General features: G+C 72.6%; 19 protein-coding genes. 5 read left to right on the forward strand and 14 right to left on the reverse strand.

Translation table 11 applies throughout. From position 1 onward, the window contains the following. Positions 1 to 118: 118 nt before the first annotated feature. The 3 genes from IEY56_RS24475 to IEY56_RS24485 form a co-directional block, all read right to left on the reverse strand. Positions 119 to 772 (reverse strand): putative DNA-mimic protein, encoded by a 654-nt coding sequence (locus tag IEY56_RS24475; protein WP_189039440.1) that lies wholly within the window; start codon positions 770 to 772, stop codon positions 119 to 121. 90 nt (positions 773 to 862) lie between these two features. After that, positions 863 to 1,582, reverse strand: coding sequence for a GntR family transcriptional regulator (locus tag IEY56_RS24480; RefSeq protein WP_189039441.1), 720 nt, complete (start codon positions 1,580 to 1,582; stop codon positions 863 to 865). Between the two features lie 19 nt (positions 1,583 to 1,601). Further along, entirely contained in the window at positions 1,602 to 3,005 is a 1,404-nt protein-coding gene (locus tag IEY56_RS24485; protein WP_373292181.1) for an aspartate aminotransferase family protein, read from the reverse strand. A gap of 268 nt (positions 3,006 to 3,273) precedes the next feature. Between IEY56_RS24485 and IEY56_RS24490 the strand changes: the two genes are divergently transcribed. Beyond that, a complete protein-coding gene (locus IEY56_RS24490) occupies positions 3,274 to 5,142 on the forward strand; it encodes a protein kinase domain-containing protein (RefSeq protein WP_189039443.1) in 1,869 nt (622 codons plus the stop codon). Positions 5,143 to 5,516: 374 nt separating this feature from the next. Continuing rightward, positions 5,517 to 7,382, forward strand: a complete 1,866-nt coding sequence (locus IEY56_RS24495; RefSeq protein ID WP_189039444.1) for a serine/threonine-protein kinase — start codon at positions 5,517 to 5,519, stop codon at positions 7,380 to 7,382. 61 nt (positions 7,383 to 7,443) lie between these two features. Here IEY56_RS24495 and IEY56_RS24500 read toward each other — a convergent pair whose 3' ends face one another. Together IEY56_RS24500 and IEY56_RS24505 are read right to left on the reverse strand one after the other, a co-directional pair. After that, entirely contained in the window at positions 7,444 to 9,141 is a 1,698-nt protein-coding gene (locus tag IEY56_RS24500; protein ID WP_189039445.1) for an ABC transporter permease, read from the reverse strand. Further along, on the reverse strand, positions 9,138 to 10,067 hold the full coding sequence (locus IEY56_RS24505; RefSeq protein WP_189039446.1) for an ABC transporter ATP-binding protein: 930 nt from the start codon (positions 10,065 to 10,067) through the stop codon (positions 9,138 to 9,140). The genes IEY56_RS24500 and IEY56_RS24505 overlap by 4 nt, the downstream gene beginning before the upstream one ends. Before the next feature lie 236 nt (positions 10,068 to 10,303). Between IEY56_RS24505 and IEY56_RS24510 the strand changes: the two genes are divergently transcribed. Further along, the gene (locus tag IEY56_RS24510; RefSeq protein WP_189039447.1) at positions 10,304 to 10,873 is read left to right on the forward strand and encodes a GbsR/MarR family transcriptional regulator; all 570 of its coding nucleotides are present in this window, start codon (positions 10,304 to 10,306) and stop codon (positions 10,871 to 10,873) included. A 28-nt stretch (positions 10,874 to 10,901) separates the two neighbouring features. On the opposite strand, the gene IEY56_RS24515 is transcribed toward IEY56_RS24510, so the two are convergent. Then, positions 10,902 to 11,117, reverse strand: a complete 216-nt coding sequence (locus tag IEY56_RS24515; protein ID WP_189039448.1) for an EF-hand domain-containing protein — start codon at positions 11,115 to 11,117, stop codon at positions 10,902 to 10,904. A 131-nt stretch (positions 11,118 to 11,248) separates the two neighbouring features. Beyond that, the gene (locus tag IEY56_RS24520; RefSeq protein WP_229712170.1) at positions 11,249 to 12,217 is read right to left on the reverse strand and encodes a hypothetical protein; all 969 of its coding nucleotides are present in this window, start codon (positions 12,215 to 12,217) and stop codon (positions 11,249 to 11,251) included. 152 nt (positions 12,218 to 12,369) lie between these two features. Here IEY56_RS24520 and IEY56_RS24525 point away from each other — a divergent pair, with 152 nt between their 5' ends. Together IEY56_RS24525 and IEY56_RS24530 are read left to right on the forward strand one after the other, a co-directional pair. Next, entirely contained in the window at positions 12,370 to 13,653 is a 1,284-nt protein-coding gene (locus IEY56_RS24525; protein WP_189039449.1) for an adenylosuccinate synthase, read from the forward strand. A gap of 100 nt (positions 13,654 to 13,753) precedes the next feature. Continuing rightward, positions 13,754 to 14,194, forward strand: a complete 441-nt coding sequence (locus tag IEY56_RS24530) for a cupin domain-containing protein (RefSeq protein ID WP_229712171.1) — start codon at positions 13,754 to 13,756, stop codon at positions 14,192 to 14,194. 53 nt (positions 14,195 to 14,247) lie between these two features. Here IEY56_RS24530 and IEY56_RS24535 read toward each other — a convergent pair whose 3' ends face one another. The 7 genes from IEY56_RS24535 to IEY56_RS24565 all read right to left on the reverse strand — a co-directional run bounded on the left by IEY56_RS24535 (position 14,248) and on the right by IEY56_RS24565 (position 20,831). Beyond that, a complete protein-coding gene (locus IEY56_RS24535; RefSeq protein WP_189039451.1) occupies positions 14,248 to 14,970 on the reverse strand; it encodes an alpha/beta hydrolase family protein in 723 nt (240 codons plus the stop codon). A 54-nt stretch (positions 14,971 to 15,024) separates the two neighbouring features. After that, a complete protein-coding gene (gene kynU / locus IEY56_RS24540) occupies positions 15,025 to 16,275 on the reverse strand; it encodes a kynureninase (protein WP_189039452.1) in 1,251 nt (416 codons plus the stop codon). Then, positions 16,268 to 17,110, reverse strand: coding sequence for a tryptophan 2,3-dioxygenase family protein (locus tag IEY56_RS24545; protein WP_189039453.1), 843 nt, complete (start codon positions 17,108 to 17,110; stop codon positions 16,268 to 16,270). Before IEY56_RS24545 ends, kynU begins: the two co-directional genes overlap by 8 nt. 284 nt (positions 17,111 to 17,394) lie before the next feature. Then, positions 17,395 to 17,808: a DUF3151 domain-containing protein gene (locus tag IEY56_RS24550; RefSeq protein WP_045863833.1), complete on the reverse strand. Its 414-nt coding sequence runs from the start codon at positions 17,806 to 17,808 to the stop codon at positions 17,395 to 17,397. Between the two features lie 155 nt (positions 17,809 to 17,963). Then, positions 17,964 to 18,986 carry a class II fructose-bisphosphate aldolase gene (gene fbaA / locus IEY56_RS24555; RefSeq protein WP_189039454.1) on the reverse strand — a complete coding sequence of 341 codons (1,023 nt, stop codon included), beginning with the start codon at positions 18,984 to 18,986 and terminating at the stop codon, positions 17,964 to 17,966. A gap of 350 nt (positions 18,987 to 19,336) precedes the next feature. After that, entirely contained in the window at positions 19,337 to 19,921 is a 585-nt protein-coding gene (gene pyrE, locus IEY56_RS24560) for an orotate phosphoribosyltransferase (RefSeq protein ID WP_189039455.1), read from the reverse strand. A gap of 91 nt (positions 19,922 to 20,012) precedes the next feature. After that, complete coding sequence (locus IEY56_RS24565; protein ID WP_189039456.1) at positions 20,013 to 20,831, reverse strand: aldose epimerase family protein; 819 nt, start codon at positions 20,829 to 20,831, stop codon at positions 20,013 to 20,015. Positions 20,832 to 20,947 lie beyond the last annotated feature (116 nt).

The raw sequence follows: 20,947 nt of genomic DNA on the forward strand, positions 1-20,947 counted from the left end.
CGGTTCGAGAGCACCTCCTCGCAAGTCCCGGAGGCCCGGTTCCGGAACCCGGGACACCCGGAACTGCCGGACACCCGGGGCTGCCGGACACTCGGGACTGCCGTGCGCCGGAGGCCGCTCAGCTGAAGACGATCATGGAGCCCTGCGCCAGGCTCCGCGTCGCCGCCGCGTGCAGTCCCAGCCACACGTGCCGCTCCCGCGCGAACGGCCCCTGCCCGTAGTCGACCGGGGAGTCCGCGGGCTCCTCGAGGTCGGTGGGGCGCGACGGCGCGGGCGGCGTGGGCGGAGGGTTGGCGGCGTCGATGCCCAGGCACGGCGCCACGGACTCCAGTTCGCGCAGCAGCCCGTGGCTGGACCCGAGCGGACCGCCGCCCTCCAGCAACTCCTCGTCCGCGAGCGGCGCGTTGAAGTCGACGGGGACGTAGGCGCCCGCGTGGTCGTAGTGCCACACGAGGTGCGACTGCTGCGCCGTGGCCTCGAACATCTCCAGCAACTGCTCGTAGTCGCCGCCGAGTTCGTCGACGGGCGTGACCTCCAGCCCGCACAGCTGCAGCAGGTGGGCGCGACGGAGGAAGTGCAGCGCCTCGTAGTCGAAGCCGGCGACGGGGGCGACCTCGCCGGAGAGGCCCGGCATGTAGTTGTAGACGGGCACGGGAGGCAGGCCCGCGTCCGTCAGCACCTTGTCGTACGCAGCGATCTCCTCGGCGAACGGATTGTCCGTGCTGTGGCACAGCACGTCGACGAGGGGGACCAGCCAGAGATCACATGCCAAGGGGTGCTCCCATCCACGGCTCGGGGTCGCAACAGCGTAGTGCCCGGTGTTGATGCCCCGTCGCGGCAGGCTCCGCACGTCTCGAGAGGGTCACGGTGCCAGCGGGATCGCCGGTCCGTCGGCCAGCGCCAGCGCGTGCCGGTGGTATTCGGCCACGATGCGCCGCGCCTCGATCGCGTCGCGCTGCTCCACCGCGTCGACGAGTTCCCGGTAGCCGGACCAGAGCCGCGTGGCGATCTCTCCCCCGCGGCGCAGGCAGGGCACGCAGAAGACCCAGCACTGGGTGCGGAGCCGGTCGAGGAAGTCCAGGATGTACGGGTTGCCCGCGAGGGCGCCCAACTCCCGCCAGTAGCGCAGGTCGTAGCCGATCAGCACGTCGAGGTCCCCGGATCGCGCGGCCCGTACCGCGGCTTCGGCCCGGCGGCGCACGGACGCGAGCGCCGCCGGGTCCATCTCGTACTCCCGGTGCGGCCCTGCCGCGCCGCCCGCCGCCGCCTCCGCCGTCCGTACGGCCTCCGCCTCGACGAAGCCGTGGAAGAGCCCGTCCATCACGATCATCCGCGCGTGCACCATGGCGCGGTAGTCGTCGATCGTGAACCGGTGGACGCGGAAGCCGCGGTGCTGCTCGACGTCGAGCAGACCCTGCGCCGCCAGATCGACCATCGCCTCACGCACGGGCGTCGCGGAGACGCCGTACTGCTCGGCGATCTCCTTGACCGTGAAGTGGCTCCCGGCCGGCAGGCGCGCGGCCAGGATCTCGTCGCGCAAGGCGGAGGCCAACTGCGCACGCAGGGTGCTGCGTTTGATCATCAGCGTGGACTCTGTCCCCTCAGCCGCGCGCGGACGCGCCGGCTTCCGCGGTATGGGCGTCCGCGACGCTCAGGGCCTCGTCCAGCACGGCCAGGCCCTCCTTGGCCTCGGACTCGCTGATGTTGCACGGCGGCACCACGTGGGTGCGGTTCATGTTGACGAACGGCCACAGGCCGCCGCGCTTGCACGCCGCCGCGAACTCGGCCATGGGCGCGTTGTCCGGCCCGCTCGCGTTGTACGGCACCAGCGGCTCGCGCGTCGCCTTGTCACGTACGAGGTCGAGCGCCCAGAAGGTGCCCATGCCGCGCACCTCGCCGACCGACGGGTGGCGCTCCGCGATCTCCCGCAGGGCGGGGCCGATGACGCTCTCGCCGATGCGGGCGGAGTTCTCCACGATGCCCTCCTCGGCCATCGTGTTGATCGTCGCCACGGCCGAGCCGCAGGCCAGGGGGTGACCGGAGTAGGTCAGCCCGCCCGGGTAGGGCCGCCTGTCGAACCTCGCGGCGATCTCCCCGTTGATCGCGACGCCGCCGAGCGGGACGTAGCCGGAGTTGACGCCCTTCGCGAAGGTGATCAGGTCGGGCGTGACGCCGAAGTGGTCGGCGGCGAACCAGGCGCCAGAGCGGCCGAATCCGGCCATCACCTCGTCGAGGATGAAGACGATGCCGTGGCGGTCGCAGATATCGCGGACGCCGGCGAGGTAGCCGGGCGGCGGCACGAGCACGCCCGCGGTCCCGGCGATGGTCTCCAGGATGATCGCCGCGATCGTGCCGGGTCCCTCGTAGGCGATGGTCTCCTCGAGGTGGGCGAGCGCGCGCTGGCTCTCCTGCTCCTCGGTCTCGGCGTAGAAGTGCGAGCGGTACAAGTGCGGACCGAAGAAGTGCACCGCGCCTGCCGCGCCGGTGTCGTTGGCCCAGCGCCGCGGGTCGCCCGTCAGGTGGATCGCGGCCGCGGTGTGGCCGTGGTACGAGCGGTAGGCGCTCATCACCTTGGGGCGGCCGGTGTGCAGCTTGGCCATGCGTACGGCGTTCTCCACCGCCTCGGCGCCGCCGTTGGTCCAGAAGATCTTGTCGAGGTCGCCGGGCGTGCGCTCCGCCACGAGCCGCGCGGCCTCCGCCCGTACGTCGACGGCGAAGCCGGGCGCCATCGTGCACATGCGGCCGGCCTGCTCCTGGATCGCGGCGACGACCTTGGGGTGCTGGTGCCCGATGTTGGTGTTGACCAGCTGGGACGAGAAGTCCAGGTAGCGGTTGCCGTCGTAGTCCCAGAAGTACGAGCCCTCACCTCCCGCCACGGGGAGGGGCTCGATCAGCCCCTGCGCCGACCACGAGTGGAAGACGTGTGCGCGGTCTGCGGCCCGTACGGCCTCGCCGGCAGCCGGGTCGGGAACGGTTGTACGCGGGGACGTGCTGGTCACGTGCAGGCTCCTCAGCTTCGGGATCACCCTTGGGGGAGGGCGCCGGGTGGGACGGCCCACAGCCTAGGGATGAGTTTTCGCCCCGTCTTCCCCGGGACCGAACTATGTGGTTTTCCACCAGAACTGCGGGGCTCCCTACCCGTGCGGCCAGGTGCGATCGCGTAACAGATCAGCGACGAGCAGGCCGGAACTTTACTCCCCGCGTAGAGTCCGGACGGCGGGAGGGCAGGGGGCTGCGAGCCTCCCGGCAGGCGATGGGGGAGAGGTAGGCGCGATGGAACGGCTCAGTGCCGGCGACCCGCGATCGATCGGCGGCTTCCGGCTGCTGGGGACATTGGGCGAGGGCGGCATGGGGCGGGTCTACCTGGCCCGTTCCAAGCGCGGCCGGACCGTCGCCGTGAAGGTCGTCAAGGGCGAACTCGCCCGGCAGCCCGACTTCCGCCGCCGTTTCGCACAGGAGATCACCGCCGCCCGCAGGGTGGGCGAGGCGTGGACGGCGCCGGTCCTGGAGGCCGACACCGAGGCGGAGACCCCCTGGGTCGCCACGGGGTACATCGCCGGACCGTCGCTGGCGCAGGTGGTCGACGAGCAGTACGGCCCGCTGCCGGCGAAGTCGGTGTCCGCGCTCGCCTCCGGGCTGGTGCGGGCGCTGCGGGACATCCACAACGCGGGGCTCGTCCATCGCGACCTCAAGCCGTCCAACATCCTCATCACCATCGACGGCCCGCGCGTCATCGACTTCGGCATCGCCCGCGCCCTGGACTCCGCCGTGCAGTCGGCGGGCGGGCTGACCAGCACCGGCGCGCTGGTGGGGTCGCCCGGCTTCATGTCACCGGAGCAGGTGCGGGGGCAGCAGGTCACACCCGCCAGCGACATCTTCTGCCTGGGCGCCGTGCTCGCGTACGCGGCGACGGGACGGATGCCCTTCGGCACCGCCGACAGCGGCGTGCACGCGCTCCTCTTCCGCATCGCCTCCGAGGAGCCCGATCTCACCGGGCTGTCGGGCGAGTTGCACGACATGGTCGCCGCGTGCCTCACCAAGGACGCGGCGCACCGCCCCTCCCTGGAGGAGCTGGCGAAGCGCACGGAGGACGAACTGGCCGGCGCCTGGCTGCCGGGCGAGGTCCTCGCCCAGCTCGGACGCCATGCCGTCCAGCTGCTGGACAGCGAGGACCCGGACACCGAGACCGGCGCCATCCCCGTGGCCGACGCCGCCGCGGGCACCACGGCGGCGCCTGCGTCCTCGCACACGCCTCCCGCCCCGTCCTCCGCCGTCCCGGCACCGCAGGGTGTCTACGGGCCGTCCACACCGCCGCCCGGCGCGTACGGCCCGCCCGCGAGCGCTCCGTACCACCCGCAGCCGCAGCCCCCGCACTGGCAACAGCAGCCGGGGCCGGGAGCGTTCCAGCAGAACAACGGCGTTCCCGCCGCCGGGCCGGGGACTCCCCCGCCGCCGGGGCCGGGGCAGCGCCGCGCGGTGTCGCCGCGCAAGCTGGGCAACGCCGTCACCGTCTTCCTCGGCTTGTCGGTGGTCTCCGACGTCATCGGGATGTTCGTGAACAGCATGGTGAGCGCGGCGCTGGAGGACGACGGACGCTTCGAGGGCGGCTCGGGGAGCCTGGAGGGCGTGGACGGGTTCGTCGCCCTCAAGAGCGCCTCGGTGACGCTGGAGGTCTTCGACGCCTTCGTCGTCATCCCCCTCATCGTGCTGTGGACGATGTGGTTCTGGCGGGCCCGTGTGAACGCGGAGATCTTCGCCCCCGGACGCGTCCGCTACGCGGCGGGCACGGCGGCGGCGGCGTGGTTCCTGCCGGTGGCCAACCTGTTCATTCCCAAGCAGGTGCTCAACGACGTCTGGGCGGCGAGCAACCAGACCCCGCAGTGGTACGGGCAAGGGCCGGGTCCCGCCCCGCGGCGCGCCCTCGTCCAGTGGTGGTGGCTGCTGTGGCTGTGCTGCCTCTTCGCGGGCGTGGCGGCCAGTTATGACAGCTGGTACAACATGGGCGACCTGGACGGCGCTCAGAACATACTCGGACTGGTGCTGCTCGCGGAGTTCGTCAGCGTCCCGGCGGCGGTCCTCGCGATCATCCTCGTCAACCGTCTCACCGCCCTCCAGGACAGGCGAATCTCCGGCCGGCTCTGACCGCGGGGGGCCTCCCCTCCACCCCCGCCCCCGCCTCGTCTCGTCCCGGTCCGGTCCGGCACCTCTGCGTCCCGGTCCCGTCGCGCGCGCCGTCTGCCGTCCCGTCGGCTCGTACCTCGGGCTCTCGTGAACCACGCCCGCGTCTACCGGCGTTCGCGTGCTCCGGTGGGACGGCGCCCCCGTACACCCCGCGAACAGGGGGGACCTGACGCGGAATTCACATCGGGCAGAGCGCCACACGGCCGTCCAACCCCGGACAGCGCCCCCTCCGCGACCATCAAACGGGAACCGGTGCGCAGCCCGACCGTGACCTTCGTAATCGACAGTGAGGAGGGACCGATGGACCGGCCGCAGATTCCACGTGGGGGAAGAACATGGCACAGCTGGCGGCGGACGACCCGCGTTCAGTGGGCGGTTACCGGCTGTTGAGCAAGCTCGGCGCCGGCGGCATGGGCAGCGTGTACCTGGCACGGTCGGGGGGCGGGCGCACCGTCGCGGTGAAGCTCATCAAGGCCGAACTCGCCGCCGAGTCCGAGTTCCGCTCGCGCTTCCGGCTCGAGGTCGAAGCGGCACGGCGCGTGGGGGAGCGCTGGACCGCACCCGTGCTGGACGCCGACACCGAGGCCGAGACGCCGTGGGTGGCCACCGGTTACATCGCCGGTCCCTCCCTGGAGCAGGTGATCTCCAGCCGCGTCCAGCAGGGCCACGGACCGCTCCCGGAGAACTCCGTCCGCACCCTCGCCTACGGCCTCGCCAGCGCCCTGCTCGACATCCACGGCGCGGGCGTCGTCCACCGCGACCTGAAGCCCTCCAACGTGCTCGTGACGATCGACGGCCCGCGCGTCATCGACTTCGGCATCGTCCGCGCCCTGGACGCGCTTCCGGACTCGACGGTGACCAGCACGGGCGTCGTCGTGGGCTCCCCGAGCTACATGTCGCCGGAGCAGATCCGCGCGCAGCAGGTGACGCCCGCCAGCGACGTGTTCTGCATGGGCTCCGTGCTCGCCTTCGCGGCGACGGGGCGGCCGCCGTTCGGCAGCACGAGCGGCGGCATGCACGCGGTGATGTTCAACATCGCCACCGAGGACCCCGACCTGGAGGGCATCGAGGAACCGCTGCGCGGGCTGATCGCCTCCTGCCTGGCCAAGGACCCCGCGGACCGGCCCGCGCCCGAGGACGTCATCGCGGGCGTGCAGCCCATCTCGACCGGCACCGCCGCCGCGCCGTGGCTCCCGGCCACGCTCATCGCCGAACTGGGGCGGCACGCCGTCCAGTTGCTCGACACGGACACCCCGCCCTCCGGTTCGGGAGCCCCCTCGGGCGTCCCCGATGCGGAGAGCGGGCAGAGCGGGTCGACGTCCGCGCCCCGTGTACTCCCCGAGGACCCGACCTCGGCACTCCCGCAGCCCGCCCGGCAGCAGGCCCCCGCGCCGTCGACGGCCTCACGGTCCCGCCGGCGCTACGCCGCCGCGGGCGCGGCCGCCGTGATCGTCGCCGGTGCCGCCTTCTTCGCGTCGGGCGCCGAACTCCCCCTGGTAGGCGAGGACGAGCCGAACCAGACCTCCGGGTCCTCGGACATCCCCGACAGCTACGTGGGCACCTGGAGCGGGCCCGTCGTACGGGACGGCGAACCCACGGGCCAGTACCGGCGGTTCACCATCTCCCGGGGCAAGATCGGAGAGGTCGTCGCCAACAGCTTCAGCCTCGGCACGGACTACGAGTGCAAGAGCGACGCGAAGCTCGTGTCCGTCGGCAAGTCGCTGGAGCTGGACACCAGGGTCATCAAGAGCGTCGGCAGGAAGTGCTCCGCGCTGGGCTCGCACACCGTCACCAGCAACTCCGACTCGACGCTGACGTGGCAGGCGGCGGGCCGCAGCGCGACGCTCAAGCGCGTCGAGCAGCCGGAGAAGCTGCCCGAGGAGTACGTCGGCACGTGGCAGCGGCAGCTTCCCGGCGGCGGCACGCAGCGGGTCACCATCGAGCAGTTGCGGGAGGGCAGCCCCATGTCGGTGGCCATGGTCTCCGAGAGCAGCACGCTGCACTGCGAGGCGAAGGCGGACATCTTCTCCGTGGGCGGCGACGGCGAGCCCGTGCGGCTCGGCCCGCCCCTCGTCGACAAGGAGGCCTCGTCCGGCGAGTGCCGGACCGGGCCGCCGTCGACGCTGAGCGTCGAGGACGGCAGCATGCGCCGCGCGTTCGCCGAGGGCGACACGGAGTTCGACTACACCCCCGCCCAGTGACGGCGGAGCGGACGGACGGCGTGCTCGGCACCCGGTCCGCCCGCGCCGCCGCCCGCTCCGGCTACTTCGTCTCCAGGTCCCGGCGCCGGAAGCCCGCCAGCCCCACGGCCAGCAGCACGGCCGCGGTGGCGGAGAGCAGCAGCACCGGCGTCCAGTCCATGTCCTCGGACGGCAGCCGGGGCACGTGGCCGAAGGGCGAGAGGTCGTTCATCCAGCCGGGAAGCCGCAGGATCTGGCCCAGGTATCCGGCGAGGAAGGCGTATACGGGCACGCTCCAGGCCGCGGCGGCCGCCCGCGGGACCCAGCCGTAGATCAGCGCCGTCACCCCGGCCGTGACCCACAGGGCCGGTGCATAGGCCAGCGCGGCCGCGGTGAGCGACAGCACCAGGCCGCGGTCGCCCGTGGAGGCCGCCCCCGTCAGGCCGAAGCCCAGCCCCGCCAGCAGCAGCGTGAGAGTGCCGCCGAGCAGTGCGACGGCGAGGTGGCTCCACATCCACCGCACGCGGGACAGCCCCGTCGACAGCAGCGGTTCGGCCCGTCCCGCGCTCTCCTCCGCGCGGGGCCGCAGCGAGGCGATGACCACGAACACGGCCGCCAGCACCGCGAGGACGATCATGACGGTGGAGGCGAACGACTCCACGAAGCCTGTGCCGCCCGCCTCGGCCAGCGCCTCCTTCACCACGTCGACGCCTTCGAGCATCTCCTCCACGTCGCCCAGGAGCGAGCCGTACATCGCCCCCAGCAGCAACGCCCCGCAGCAGAAACCGGCCAGCATGCCGCGCTGGAGCCGCAGCGCGAAGCCCAGCGGACGGACGAGCGCCGCGGAGGCGGTCCGGCGTCCGGGGCGCGGCCTGCGCAGGCCCGCTCCCACGTCACGCCGGCCGCTGAGCACGTACGCCCCGGCGGCGGCGGCGGACGCGGCGCCGAACATCAGCAGCAGCGGCCACCACCGGTCGCCGGCGAACGGGTAGCTGCGCTGCGCCCACCCGATGGGAGAGGCCCAGGAGAGCGTGCCGTCGCCCACGTCCCCGGCCGCCCGCAGCACGAACGCCAGGCCGATCACGCCGATCGCCATGCCGGAGCCGCCGCGCGCGTGCTCGCTGATCTGCGCCGTCACCGCCGCGACCGCGGCGAAGAAGACGCCCAGGCCGCCGAAGACGGCCCCGTAGAGCAGCGCCCCCTGCCACGTCGTCCCGTCGGCGCCGGACCCGCCGAGGGTGAGGCCGAGCAGCGCGGCCAGCAGCACGTCGGCGATCACCGCGACGGTGAGGGCCGCCGTCAGCGCCGCGTGCCGGCCCACGACGGCCGAGCGGAGCAGCTCCGCCCGCCCGGTCTCCTCCTCGGTGCGCGTGTGCCGTACGACGATCAGGACGCTCATCAGGGCCACCAGCACGCCGTAGAAGCCGAGCACCTGATGGCTGAGCATGGCGCCCGCCTCGTAGCCGCCGTCGAGGTAGTGACGCGGTCCGGTCATGGCGAGCCCGGCCGGGCTCGCCATCGTCTTCGCGAGGGAGGCACGGGCTTCGGCGCCGCCGTAGAGCCCGGTCAGCTCGCTGAGCGTGGAGACGTGGGCGAGCAGCAGCGCGGCGACCCAGACGGGCACGCGGACGCGGTCGCGCCGCAGCATGAAGCGGAGCAGCGTCCCCGTACCCGCGAGCGCGCCGCCGTCCGCGCCGGCGGAGGCGGGGGCCGACGTCCCGGCCTGTGGTGTGTCTTCGACGGGCGGCCGTGCGCCGCCCGCCTCGGTTCCGGTGCTCATCGGGCCGTACCCCCGGCCCCGTTGAGGGCGGCCAGCTCGTCGCCGTAGTGCCGCAGCATCAGCTCCTCGAGCGTGGGCGGATGGCTGGTGAGGCTGCGCACGCCGGCGCCGGAGAGGTGGCGTACGGCCGCGTCGAGGTGCTCGCCGTCGACGGCGAAGTGCACGCGGCCGCCCTCGGTGCGCAGGCCGTGGACCCCGGGCAGCTCCCCGAGACCTTCGACGGGCCGGGCGGTCTCCGCCTCGATGGTGGTGCGCGTGAGGTGGCGCAGGTCGCTGAGCGTCCCGGACTGGACGATCCGGCCGAGCCTGATGATGCTCACGCGGTCGCACAGCTTCTCCACCTGGGCGAGGATGTGGCTCGACAGCAGCACCGTCTTCCCCGCGGCCCTGGCCTGGAGCACGACGTCCTGGAAGACGACCTCCATGAGCGGGTCGAGGCCCGCCGTCGGTTCGTCGAGGAGCAGCAGCTCCGCGTCCGACGCGAGCGCGGCGACGATGGCCACCTTCTGGCGGTTGCCCTTGGAGTAGGCGCGCCCCTTCTTCGTCGGGTCGAGGTCGAAGCGCTCGATCAGTTCGTCGCGGCGGGCGGGGTCGATGCCGCCGCGGAGCCGGGCGAGCAGGTCGATGGCCTCGCCGCCGGTCAGCCCGGGCCACAGTTCGACGTCTCCGGGCACGTAGGCGAGGCGGCGGTGCAGGCTGACGGCGTCGTCCCACGGGTCGTGCCCGAGGAGCCGTGCCGTGCCGGCGTCCGCGCGGAGCAGGCCGAGCAGCACGCGGATGGCCGTCGACTTCCCGGCGCCGTTGGGACCCAGGAATCCGTGGACCTCGCCTCTCCCGACGGAGAGGTCCAGCCCGTCGAGGGCGCGTGTGCGCCCGAAGGTCTTCACGAGACCGGAGACGGAGATGGCGGTGGTGGCTGTGTCCATACTCGCGAAGCTACGCTTCTTTCAGAAATTTGTGAAGTTGCAGAAGCGATAGGATCTGCCCAGGCGACTGAGCAGGGAGAACAGGGAGAAGCTGACCGGTGACCGCAGAGCGACCAGAGCACGGGCCCGGGAGAACGGCCGCACCCGGGGCGGGGACGGGCGGCCGGTCCTCCGCGGGGCGGTCCTCGGACGAGGGGCCACCGGCCACGGTGCGGCAGGAAGCGGAGCGGCAGGCCATGGAGCAGCAGGAAGCGGAGCGGCAGGACGAGCGGAATGTGGAGCCGCCGGCCGAGGAGCAGCGGTCGGACGAGCTGCGCCAGTACGACGAGGTCGCCTCGGCGTTCGTGGAGCGCTTCGCCGCCGACATGACCGAGGCGGGGATGCAGCGCATGGCCGCGCGGATCTTCGCCTGCCTGCTCAGCTCCGAGGACGGCTCCCTGAGCTCGGCGCAGCTCGCGGAGCGGCTGCGCGTCAGCCCGGCCGCGGTCTCGGGGGCGGTCCGCTACCTCTCCCAGGTCCACATGGTCAGCCGGGAGCGCGAACCGGGCTCCCGACGCGAGCTCTACCGCGTGCACGAGAACGTCTGGCACGAGGCGCTCGTCGACCGGGACCGGATCCTCGGCCGCTGGGCGAAGACGCTGCGTACGGGCGAGGCGAGCATCGGCCCGGACACCCCCGCGGGCCGCCGCATCCGCGAGACCTGCGACTTCCTGGAGTTCATGCAGCAGGAGCTGTCGCAGATGCTGGAGCGCTGGCGCGCGCACCGCGCGTCCCGGGACGCGCACGAGGCACCCCGGGACGGGTGAGCGATGAGCGGGCCTGCCGGGCGTCCGGTCAGACGTCCTTGGCCCGGCTGAAGAACTCCTCGAAGGTGAGGACGCCGTCCGTGTCGGCGTCCCGGGTCCTGAGGATCGCCTCGGCGAGCCCGACCGTGTACTCGCGGTCGCCCAGCTCCACCATGGCCTGCTGGAACTCCACCGCGGTGACGAATCCGTCGCCGTCACGGTCGAACTTTTCGAAGGTCTTGCGTGCTGCTTCTTCGTCGGCCACGAGACGTTCCTCCGCTGGTCGGGTTATAGGCCCGTTCAGACTAGACGGCGCCCTCCGCGGCCCGGATGCGAACTCCCTTCCGAGACCCGCCCCTACGGCACGTGCCCTCCAGGCCCCCGCCGGCGCGGGCCCTACCGCGGCCGGCCGACCGGCAGCACGAGGCTCCACGCCCGCGCCAGCGCCGTCCATGTACGGACCCTCACCGGGCCGCCCACCAGCGCGTCCGCGCGGTAGTGGAAGTCCGGCCCGGAGACCGTCACCGCCCTCGCCCGCACCCGGACCGGCCCGGAGCGGTCCTCGCGCGGCCGCACCGTCACCTGCGCGAGTCCGGCGTGCGCGCCCGCCCCGGGTTGCACCGACACCTCCATGACCGGCTCGTCGAGGTCGGCCAGCAGCACGCCGTCCGCCTCGACCCGCAGCCGCTGCGGCGGCACCGGCACGTCACCGCGCACCCCGCGGCCCACGCGCACCGCCCGCACCGAGCGCGAGAGCGAACGGCGGGTACGGGAGAGTCCCGGCAGGCCGGAGAGGGCCTGGACCACCGGTGCTCCCTGCCCGGCCCGGTCGCCGGCCTTCTCCCCGCGGGCCCTCTCCCCGCCGGGAGAGCCGCGGCCGCCCGGCCCCGGGCCGCCGCGCTCCGCCGGCCTGCCGGGGATGCGCAGGTCGCCCAGTACGACGCCCCCGCTGTCGTCCGTCAGCAGTCCGAGCCGGCGCGGCGCACCGTCCAGGACCGTACGGGCAGCCGAGACCGCGTCCGGGGGCACGCCCAGGCCGCAGGCGAGACGCACCCGCTCGGCGGCGCCCACCGGCACCACCGACAGGGCCACGTCGTCCAACTCGCGTTCGCGGTGCAGCAGTCGGACCGCCCGGAGCAGCGCTCTGTCGTCGCCCACCACCACGGGACGCCGGCTGCCCCGGCGTACGAGCGCCCGCTCCGCCTCCTCGGGCGTCTCGGGCAGGCACACCTTCACACCGGGCGCTCGCGCGCTCAGCACGTCACGCGCGATGCGCACGGACTCCCCGTCCCACAGCCGGGCGGCGGGGTCGATGACCACGAGCAGCGGGAGCTGCGAGGTCCCCGTGGGGTCTGGAGCCGACACCTTGTTCCTCTCTCAGGTAACCTCTCGGTGCAAGAGCCCCTGTCGCTGTTGCGCCAGGGGCTGTATCTATCTGGGGCACCGGTCCGCGGCTCTTGCGATGGCAAAACCGCCACGCACGTGGGACATGCCCCGCCCGGAAGGGGTGTACGCCTGTGCCCGCACTCGTGCTGCTCGGTGCTCAGTGGGGTGACGAGGGCAAGGGGAAAGCGACCGACCTCCTCGGAGGCTCGGTGGACTACGTGGTGCGCTACCAGGGCGGCAACAACGCCGGCCACACGGTCGTCGTGGGCGACCAGAAGTACGCGCTGCACCTGCTCCCTTCGGGCATCCTCTCCCCGGGGTGCACCCCCGTCATCGGCAACGGCGTCGTCGTCGACCCTTCGGTCCTGCTCTCCGAGCTGAGCGGGCTGGAAGAGCGCGGCGTCGACACCTCCAAGCTGCTGCTCAGCGGAAACGCCCACCTGATCACGCCGTACCACACCGAGGTCGACAAGGTGACGGAACGGTTCCTCGGCAAGCGGAAGATCGGCACGACGGGCCGCGGCATCGGCCCCGCATACGCCGACAAGATCAACCGGGTGGGCATCCGCGTCCAGGACCTCTTCGACGAGTCGATCCTCACGCAGAAGGTCGAGGCCGCCCTCGACTTCAAGAACCAGGTGCTCGCGAAGCTCTACAACCGGCGCGCGATCCGCACCGAGCAGATCGTCGAGGAGCTCCTCGGCTACGCGGACGCGCTGCGCGGCTACGTCGCCGACACCACGCTGATCCTGAACGACGCCGTCGACGAGGGCAAGGTCGTCCTGTTCGAGGGCGGGCAGGGCACGCTGCTCGACGTCGACCACGGCACGTATCCCTTCGTCACCTCCTCCAACCCCACGGCGGGCGGCGCGTGCACGGGAGCGGGCGTCGGCCCGACGAAGATCAGCCGGGTCATCGGCATCCTGAAGGCGTACACGACCCGCGTCGGCGCGGGCCCCTTCCCGACGGAGCTGCTCGACGCCGACGGCGAGGCACTGCGCACCATCGGCGGCGAACGCGGCGTCACCACCGGCCGCGACCGCCGCTGCGGCTGGTTCGACGCCGTCATCGCCCGGTACGCGACCCGCGTCAACGGCCTCACCGACTTCTTCCTCACCAAGCTCGACGTCCTGACGGGGTGGGAGCGCATCCCCGTCTGCGTCGGCTACGAGGTCGACGGCCGGCGGATCGACGAACTCCCGTACAGCCAGAGCGACTTCCACCACGCCAAGCCCGTGTACGAGTACCTGCCGGGCTGGTCGGAGGACATCACCAAGGTGAAGACCTTCGACGACCTGCCGAAGAACGCGCAGGGCTACGTCAAGGCGCTGGAGGAGATGTCCGGAGCACCCGTCTCGGCGATCGGGGTGGGCCCGGGCCGGGACGAGACGATCCAGATCAACTCCTTCCTCTGACCGGGAGGTTCAGCGCCCCGGCACCCGGTCCGGGGTGCCGGGGCGCAGGTCCCCGACCACCACGCCCATGTCCCCGACTTCGAGGAAGGACGGTGCCGCAGTGGCGGCGAACTCCCCCCTTGTCGACGCCCTCGGCCTCCAGCCCCACCCCGAGGGCGGCTGGTTCCGTGAGACGTGGCGCAGCGGCGTCCCGACGCACCCCGAGGGGTACGACGGCGAGCGGGCGAGCGCGACGGCCATCTACTTCCTGCTCGGCCCCGGGGAGGAGTCGCGCTGGCACGTGGTGCGCTCCGCGGAGATCTGGCTCTGGCACTCCGGGTCGCCGCTGCACCTCCAGCTCGGCAGGGACGGTGCCGTGCCCGACGACGCCCCCGCCACCGTGACGCTCGGCCCGGACGTCGCAAGCGGCCACGTACCGCAGGCAGTCGTGCCCCCGGGCGTCTGGCAGCGCGCCCGTCCCACGGACGGGGACGGGGAGACGCTGGTCAGCTGCGTGGTCTCACCGGGGTTCGACTTCGCCGACTTCCGCATGCTGCCCTGACGGCGGCCGGCCGGGGCGAGGCGTCCCGGCTGCCGCGTCCTGGAGCGGCCGCGTCAGACGGGTCTCCGCGCCACCGCGTCGGCCAGCACCCCGAACGCGGGGCTGCCCGGCACGAAGGGCGCGTAATGCCCCACTCCCGGCAGCAGGTTGAGGCGCACGCCCCAGTCGTTCGCGTAGCGGCGCGACAGCTCCACCGGCACCACGTCGTCGGCGGTGCCGTGCAGGATCTCGACGGGAACGCGCGGCGGCAGCCTCATCGGATCGGCCTCCGGAAGGCGGCGGGCCAGCTCTCCCTCGCCGCCGAGGAATCCGGCCACCGCACCGTCGCTGAGGCGCAGCGCGTGAGCACGCTCCAGGTCGGCGACGGGCGAGACAGCGACGATCCGGCTCCCGGCCCGCTCCGCTGCCGAAGCGGCCCACAGTGCCAGCTGGCCTCCCGCCGAATGCCCCAGCAGCACAGCGGGCGGGCCCAGCGCCTCCAGCGCGGCGGCCACGTCCTCCGCGGTGACGGGCCACCCGCCGCCGCCCCCCGTGCGCCGGTACTCGACGAGTTCGACCCGGACCCCGCGCTCCGCCAGAGCGGCGGCGAACGGCGAGAGGTGACTCCTGTCGTACGCTTCGCGCCAGAAGCCGCCGTGCAGCACCGTCACGCGCGGCCCCGGCCCGCCCGTCCCGTAGAAGTCGACCACCTGGGACGGGTGTTCGCCGTACGCGACGGTGCGTTCCGGCGGAACCGGCCGCAGCGACAGCAGTGCCCGCTCCTCCGCACCGCTCAACCCCTCAACTCCTCAACTCCGCGGCTTTCCGGCCGCTTTCGGCTCCTCGCCCGCTCACCGCTCGCCTTCGACTGCCCGCACGGCCTCCCCCAGCGCGGCCGCCGCGCGCTCCGCGTCGCCGAACGACGTGTAGAGCGGGGTGAATCCGAAGCGCAGCACGCCCGGCCGGCGGAAGTCGCCGAGGACGCCGCGCTCGTGGAGCGCCGCCATCACCCGCTCCGCGTCGGCCCTCAGCTCCCCCTCACAGAGCAACGAGACCTGGCTGCCCCGCAGTTCGTGAGACTCCGGGGTCAGCGAGGTGACTCTGCCCTCCGGAACGTGGGCACGAACCCGCGTCAGGAAGAAGTCCGTCAGGGCGAGGCTCTTGGCGCGTACCGCCGCCATGTCGACGCCCTCCCAGACCCGCAGCGCCTCCTCCAGGGCGAGCATGGAGAGGATGTCGGGAGTGCCGACCCTGCCGCGTGACGCCCCTTCGGCCGGCTCGTAGCCGGACGCCATGGCGAACGGGTCCCGGTGGGAGGTCCAGCCCGGCAGCGGGGAGTCGAAACGGGGCTGCAGCTCCCGCCGCACGTACAGGAACGCAGGCGCGCCGGGCCCGCCGTTGAGGTACTTGTACGTGCAGCCGACCGCGAAGTCGGCGCCTTGCGCGTCCAGTTCGACGGGCAGCGCCCCCACGCTGTGGCAGACGTCCCATACGATGCGGCCGCCCGCGCGGTGCACGCCGACGGTGGCGGCAGCGGGGTCGTGCAACTCCCCCGTCCGGTAGTCGACATGGTTGACGAGGGCGGCGGCGGTCGCGGGACCCGCGGCCTCCGCCATCTGCGCCGCGGGCACTGCGCGCACCTGCGAACCCGTCATGCGTGCCGCGGACTCCGCGATGTAGCCGTCGGTCGGGAACGTGGCCGCGTCGACCAGGATCTCCGTGCGGGCGGGCTGCCCGGCGGGGGTGTCCTCCCGCGCGACGCGCACCGCGGCGACCAGGGATTTGAAGACGTTGACGCTCGTGGAGTCACCCACGACCACCTGCCCCGGGGCGGCGCCGAGGAGAGGGGCGATGCGGTCGCCCGTCCGCTCCGGCGCGTTCCACCAGTCCGACTCGGACCACGAGCGGATGAGCAGGCGCCCCCACTCGCGCTCCACCACGTCCGCCAGCCGATCCGGAACCGAACGCGGCAGCGCGCCGAGGGAGTTGCCGTCCAGGTAGACGGTGCCCTCCTCCAGGGCGAAAAGCTTCCTGCAGGCGGCGAGTTCGTCCGCGGCGTCGAGGACCGCTGCTTCGAGTTGTCCTGCCTCCGGCTCAGACACGGCTGCGGGCCGTCCACAGCTCCGGGAAGACGTTCTTGGCGGCGCGCTTCTCCAGCCACGCCACGCCCGCCGATCCGCCCGTGCCGACCTTGGAGCCCATCGCCCGCCGGGTGGCGACCAGATGGTCGTTGCGCCATCGCCAGACGAGTTCGGCGACCTCCGTCAACGCCTCGCCGAGCCGCACCACTTCGCCCTCGGGGCGCTGCGCGTAGGCGTCGGCCCAGACGGTCTCCACCTGGGCGTCGGGCTGGTAGAGCTTCGAGACGTCCCGGTCGAGGACGTCGGCGGGGATCTCCTCACCGCGCCGCGCGAGGAACCTCAGCACCTCGTCGTAGAGGCTCGGTTCGTGCAGCGCCTTCTCCAACTCGGCGTGCACGCGCGGCGCACCGCGGTGCGGCACGAGCATGGACGCCGACTTCTCGCCCAGCAGGAACTCCATCCGCCGGTACATGGCCGACTGGAAACCGGAGCCCTCACCGAGCGCGGAGCGGTAGGAGTTGAACTGCGCGGGCGTCAGATGCGCCAGCGGCTCCCAGGACGCGTTCAGCGACGACAGTTCGTACGTGGACCGCTTCAGCGCGGCCATCGCGCCCGGCAGGTCGTCCTGCCTGAGGCACTGCGCGGCGGTCTGCCACTCGTGGACGATGAGCGTGAACCACAGCTCCATGACCTGCGTGGTGACGAGGAAGGCCATCTCACCCGGGTCGTCGGAGAGCGGGTGCTGGAGGTGGGTGAGGACGTCGGCCTGGACGTAGTCCTCGTAGGGCGTCGTGCCCTCGAAATCGAGATGTGGGGCCTGCGTGCCGGCCTCGGGGTCGTCGACGGCGTGGGACATCGCTGTCTCCTCAACGTGGTGTCCGGGTAGCGGTCCGCTCCTTATCTGTAGGCAATGGAGCCCCGGTCCCCTCAGGCCCGCCACCGGACGCGGTCGTACGGGCCTGACAACATCATCGGTGAGGCGGCCCGCCGCGACAAGGGCAGCTGGTCAGCGCCGTTGTCATATGCCACCGCCCCCTCCGGAAGACTCCCCGGGGGAGCCCTCCGGACGGGGGTGGAGCGGGCTGGGCCCTTCGGTCCGCCTGCACCCCGGGCCCGCTCCGTCGCGGCCCGGGCGCGGCCTCAGGAGAGGGTGGCCGCCGCGGTGGGCGAGCTCTCCTTGAGGAAGGTCGAGCAGCGCTCGTACTCCTCCTGCTCGCCGATCGCGTGCGCCGCCCGCGCGAGCGCGTGCAGCGCCCGCAGGAAGCCCCGGTTCGGCTCGTGCTCGAACGGCACGGGTCCGTGGCCCTTCCATCCGCTGCGGCGCAGCGCGTCCAGGCCGCGGTGGTAGCCGGTACGCGCGTAGGCGTACGACTCGACGACACGTCCCGCCTCGAAGGCGTCGTCCGCGAGCAGCGCCCACGCCAGCGAGGACGTGGGGTACTTCGCGGCGACCTCCACGGGCGCCGTGCCGGAGGCCAGCAGTTCACGCGGCTCCGGGTCGTCGGGCAGGTGAGTCGGGGGCGGGCCCCCGAGCAGGTTCTCGTGGATGCTCATGTTTTCCAGTCTGCCTTGTGTGTCGGGGCGCAGCTGCCGTACGGGGACAGACCGCGGGCAGCGGCAGGGCCGGACACGCCCCGCGGTGCGGACGGTCCGGCCCCGGCTCTCTGCTGCGCTGCTGGTCTGCCCCTGTGCGGGCAGCGCGGGGGGTGCTACTTGAGGCGGGTACCGGTCGAGCGCAGGTTCGCGCACGCCTTCTGCACGCGCTCCGCCATGCCCTTCTCGGCCGCCTTGCCCCAGCTGCGGGGGTCGTAGGTCTTCTTGTCGCCGACCTCGCCGTCGATCTTCAGCACGCCGTCGTAGTTGCGGAACATGTGGTCCGCGACCGGGCGCGAGAAGGCGTACTGGGTGTCGGTGTCGAGGTTCATCTTCACCACGCCGTTCTCCAGCGCGGTGGCGATCTCCGTGTCCGTGGAGCCGGAACCGCCGTGGAAGACGAAGTCGAACGGGCTCTGCTTGCCGAACTTGGCGCCGACGCCGTCCTGCAGGTCCTTCAGCAGCTCGGGGCGGAGCACGACGTTGCCGGGCTTGTACACGCCGTGCACGTTGCCGAACGAGGCGGCCAGCAGGTAGCGGCCCTTCTCGCCCAGGCCCAGAGCCTCGGCGGTGCGCAGCGCGTCGTCGACCGTGGTGTACAGGTCGTCGTTGATCTCGTGGCTGACGCCGTCCTCCTCGCCGCCGGTCGGGGTGATCTCGACCTCGAGGATGATCTTCGCCGCCGCGGCCTCGGCGAGGAGCTCCTCGCCGATCTCCAGGTTGTCCTTGAGCGTCTCGGCCGAGCCGTCCCACATGTGGGACTGGAAGAGGGGGTTCTGCCCGGCGGCAACCCGCTCCTTGGAGACGGCGAGCAGCGGACGCACGTAACCGTCCAGCTTGTTCTTCGGGCAGTGGTCCGTGTGCAGAGCGATGTTGACCGGGTACTTCTCGGCGACGATGTGCGCGAACTCGGCCAGCGCCACGGCACCGCTGACCATGTCCTTGCTGTACTGCCCGCCCAGGAACTCCGCACCGCCGGTGGAGATCTGGACGATGCCGTCGCTCTCCGCCTCCGCGAAACCACGGAGCGCCGCGTGCAGGGTCTGCGTCGAGGTGACGTTGATGGCGGGGTAGGCGAACTTGCCCGCCTTGGCCCGGTCGAACATCTCGTTGTAGACCTCAGGGGTCGCGATGGGCATCTGTCCGCTCCTTGGGGTACGTGATCGGCTCTTGTGGAGAGTTCGGGTCGGTCAACGGAACGACGTCATCGTCGCTCCCCATCCTCCCAGACGGGCGCCCGTGCCAGGCGTGCGGTTCACGAGTGCACGAAAGCCCTGCGCCGTACGGCGGACCGTGTGCGCGGTTTCACGTGGAACACGTCCCAACACCCGGCTCCCGTCCGGTGATTGAGCTACGGGAGCAGCACGCCCGGCCCTCGCCGCACCGGAGGCGGACCCGCGCGGGCCCCGGGCCCGCCCGTCACAGGGCCCCGGACGGACGCCCGGTCGAGGGCACCCGGCGGGCGTCCGTGAGGCCGGCGCGGGGCCCGTCACGCCAGTTCGAGGTCCGTCAGCCCGAACGCGTACAGGTACGGCAGCCCCGCCTCCGCGATCGCCGCGGCAGCGCCCCGCTCCACGATCGTCGCCACCGCGACGACCTCGGCGCCCGCCTCGCGGGCCGCCTCGACAGCCGTCAGCGGGGACCCGCCTGTGGTGGAGGTGTCCTCCACGATCAGCACCCGCCGTCCGCGGACGTCCGGACCCTCGATGCGCCGCTGCAGGCCGTGCGCCTTGCCCGCCTTCCGCACCACGAACGCGTCCAGTCGGCGGCCCCGGGCCGCCGCGGCGTGCAGCATCGCCGAGGCCACCGGGTCGGCGCCGAGGGTGAGGCCGCCTACGGCGTCGAAGTCGAGTTCCGCGGTCAGGTCGAGCATGACCTGGCCGGCCAGCGGGGCGGCGTCACCGTCGAGGGTGATGCGCCGCAGATCGATGTAGAAGTCAGCCTCCTGCCCGGAGGAGAGCGTGACCTTGCCGTGTACGACGGCCTTGTCCTTGACCTGCTGGAGCAGCGCCGCACGCGCACCCGTGGGGGAGGCGAGGGGGGACGCTCCGGGAGAGGAGGATGCAGTGCTCATGGCCCCCGAGCCTAAGCGGAGGGGACCGCGCCGCGATGGCTGGGCGGGCGCCGCGCGCGACGGCACGCGCGCGGCGGGCCCGCGCACGGGCCTACGGTGCGGGCTGCCAGCTCCAGGTCGTGGAGACCTCCAGCGGCTGGATGGGCGTCACGAGGTGGGGGTGCGTGTTGAGCCCGTTGGGCGGCCCCGTCTGGGGCTCGACGCAGACCGCGTCGGGCTGCTCGTCGTACACGACGACCCACTCCGCACGGCTGGCCACGTTCAGCTGCAGCTTCTTCGGCCACGTCAGCGTCACGTCGACGCCCTGCGGCATGCCGAAGCAGTCGTCCCACGGGCCGGGCCGGGGCTCGATGCGCTTGCCCGTCGGCAGATGGTCGACTCCACGCTCCTCCTGCCACTCGGGGCTGAAGTCGATGCGCACGTCGCCGCTGCCGTCGCCGAGGTTGCGCAGGAACCACGGGTGCCAGCCCGCCTGCGCGGGGAAGCTCGCGTCGGACGCCTCCACGCCGAGCGTGAGGGTGAGCGAGTCCCCCTTCTCCGACAGCTCGACGACCTGGGTCACCAGGCCCTCCCAGGGCCACGGGTCGGACAGCCGGTAGGTGAAGGCCGCGGAGCGCTCGTCCTGCCGCGCCGTCTTCCAGACGCCTTCGCGCACGGTGCCGTGGATCGCGTGCGGACCGCTGTCCAGAGGGAGTTGGTACAGCTCGCCGCCGCTGCGGAAGCGGCCGTGCTCCGTGCGCCCGCACCACGGGACCATCACGAACGAGCCGTACCTCTTGCCCTGCCGGAGCAGTTCCGTACCGCTGACCTTGAGAGACGCGAGGCGGCAGCCCCGGTGCGGTTCTACCGTCAGCTCGGCGTTGCCCGCGCGGAGCGTGACGTCTGCGTCAGTGGTGGCGGTATGAGTCATGACGCGACCATAAACCTCGCCACTTCCCCTCACCGCTCGACCTGGCCAGGCCGCAGGCGTGACAGCGGCGGCCCGCGGACCGGCCGGCGCCCGGCCGCCGCGGCGGCGGCCGGTGA

The sequence above is a fragment of the Streptomyces daqingensis genome (assembly GCF_014645895.1).
Taxonomy (GTDB): domain Bacteria; phylum Actinomycetota; class Actinomycetes; order Streptomycetales; family Streptomycetaceae; genus Streptomyces; species Streptomyces daqingensis.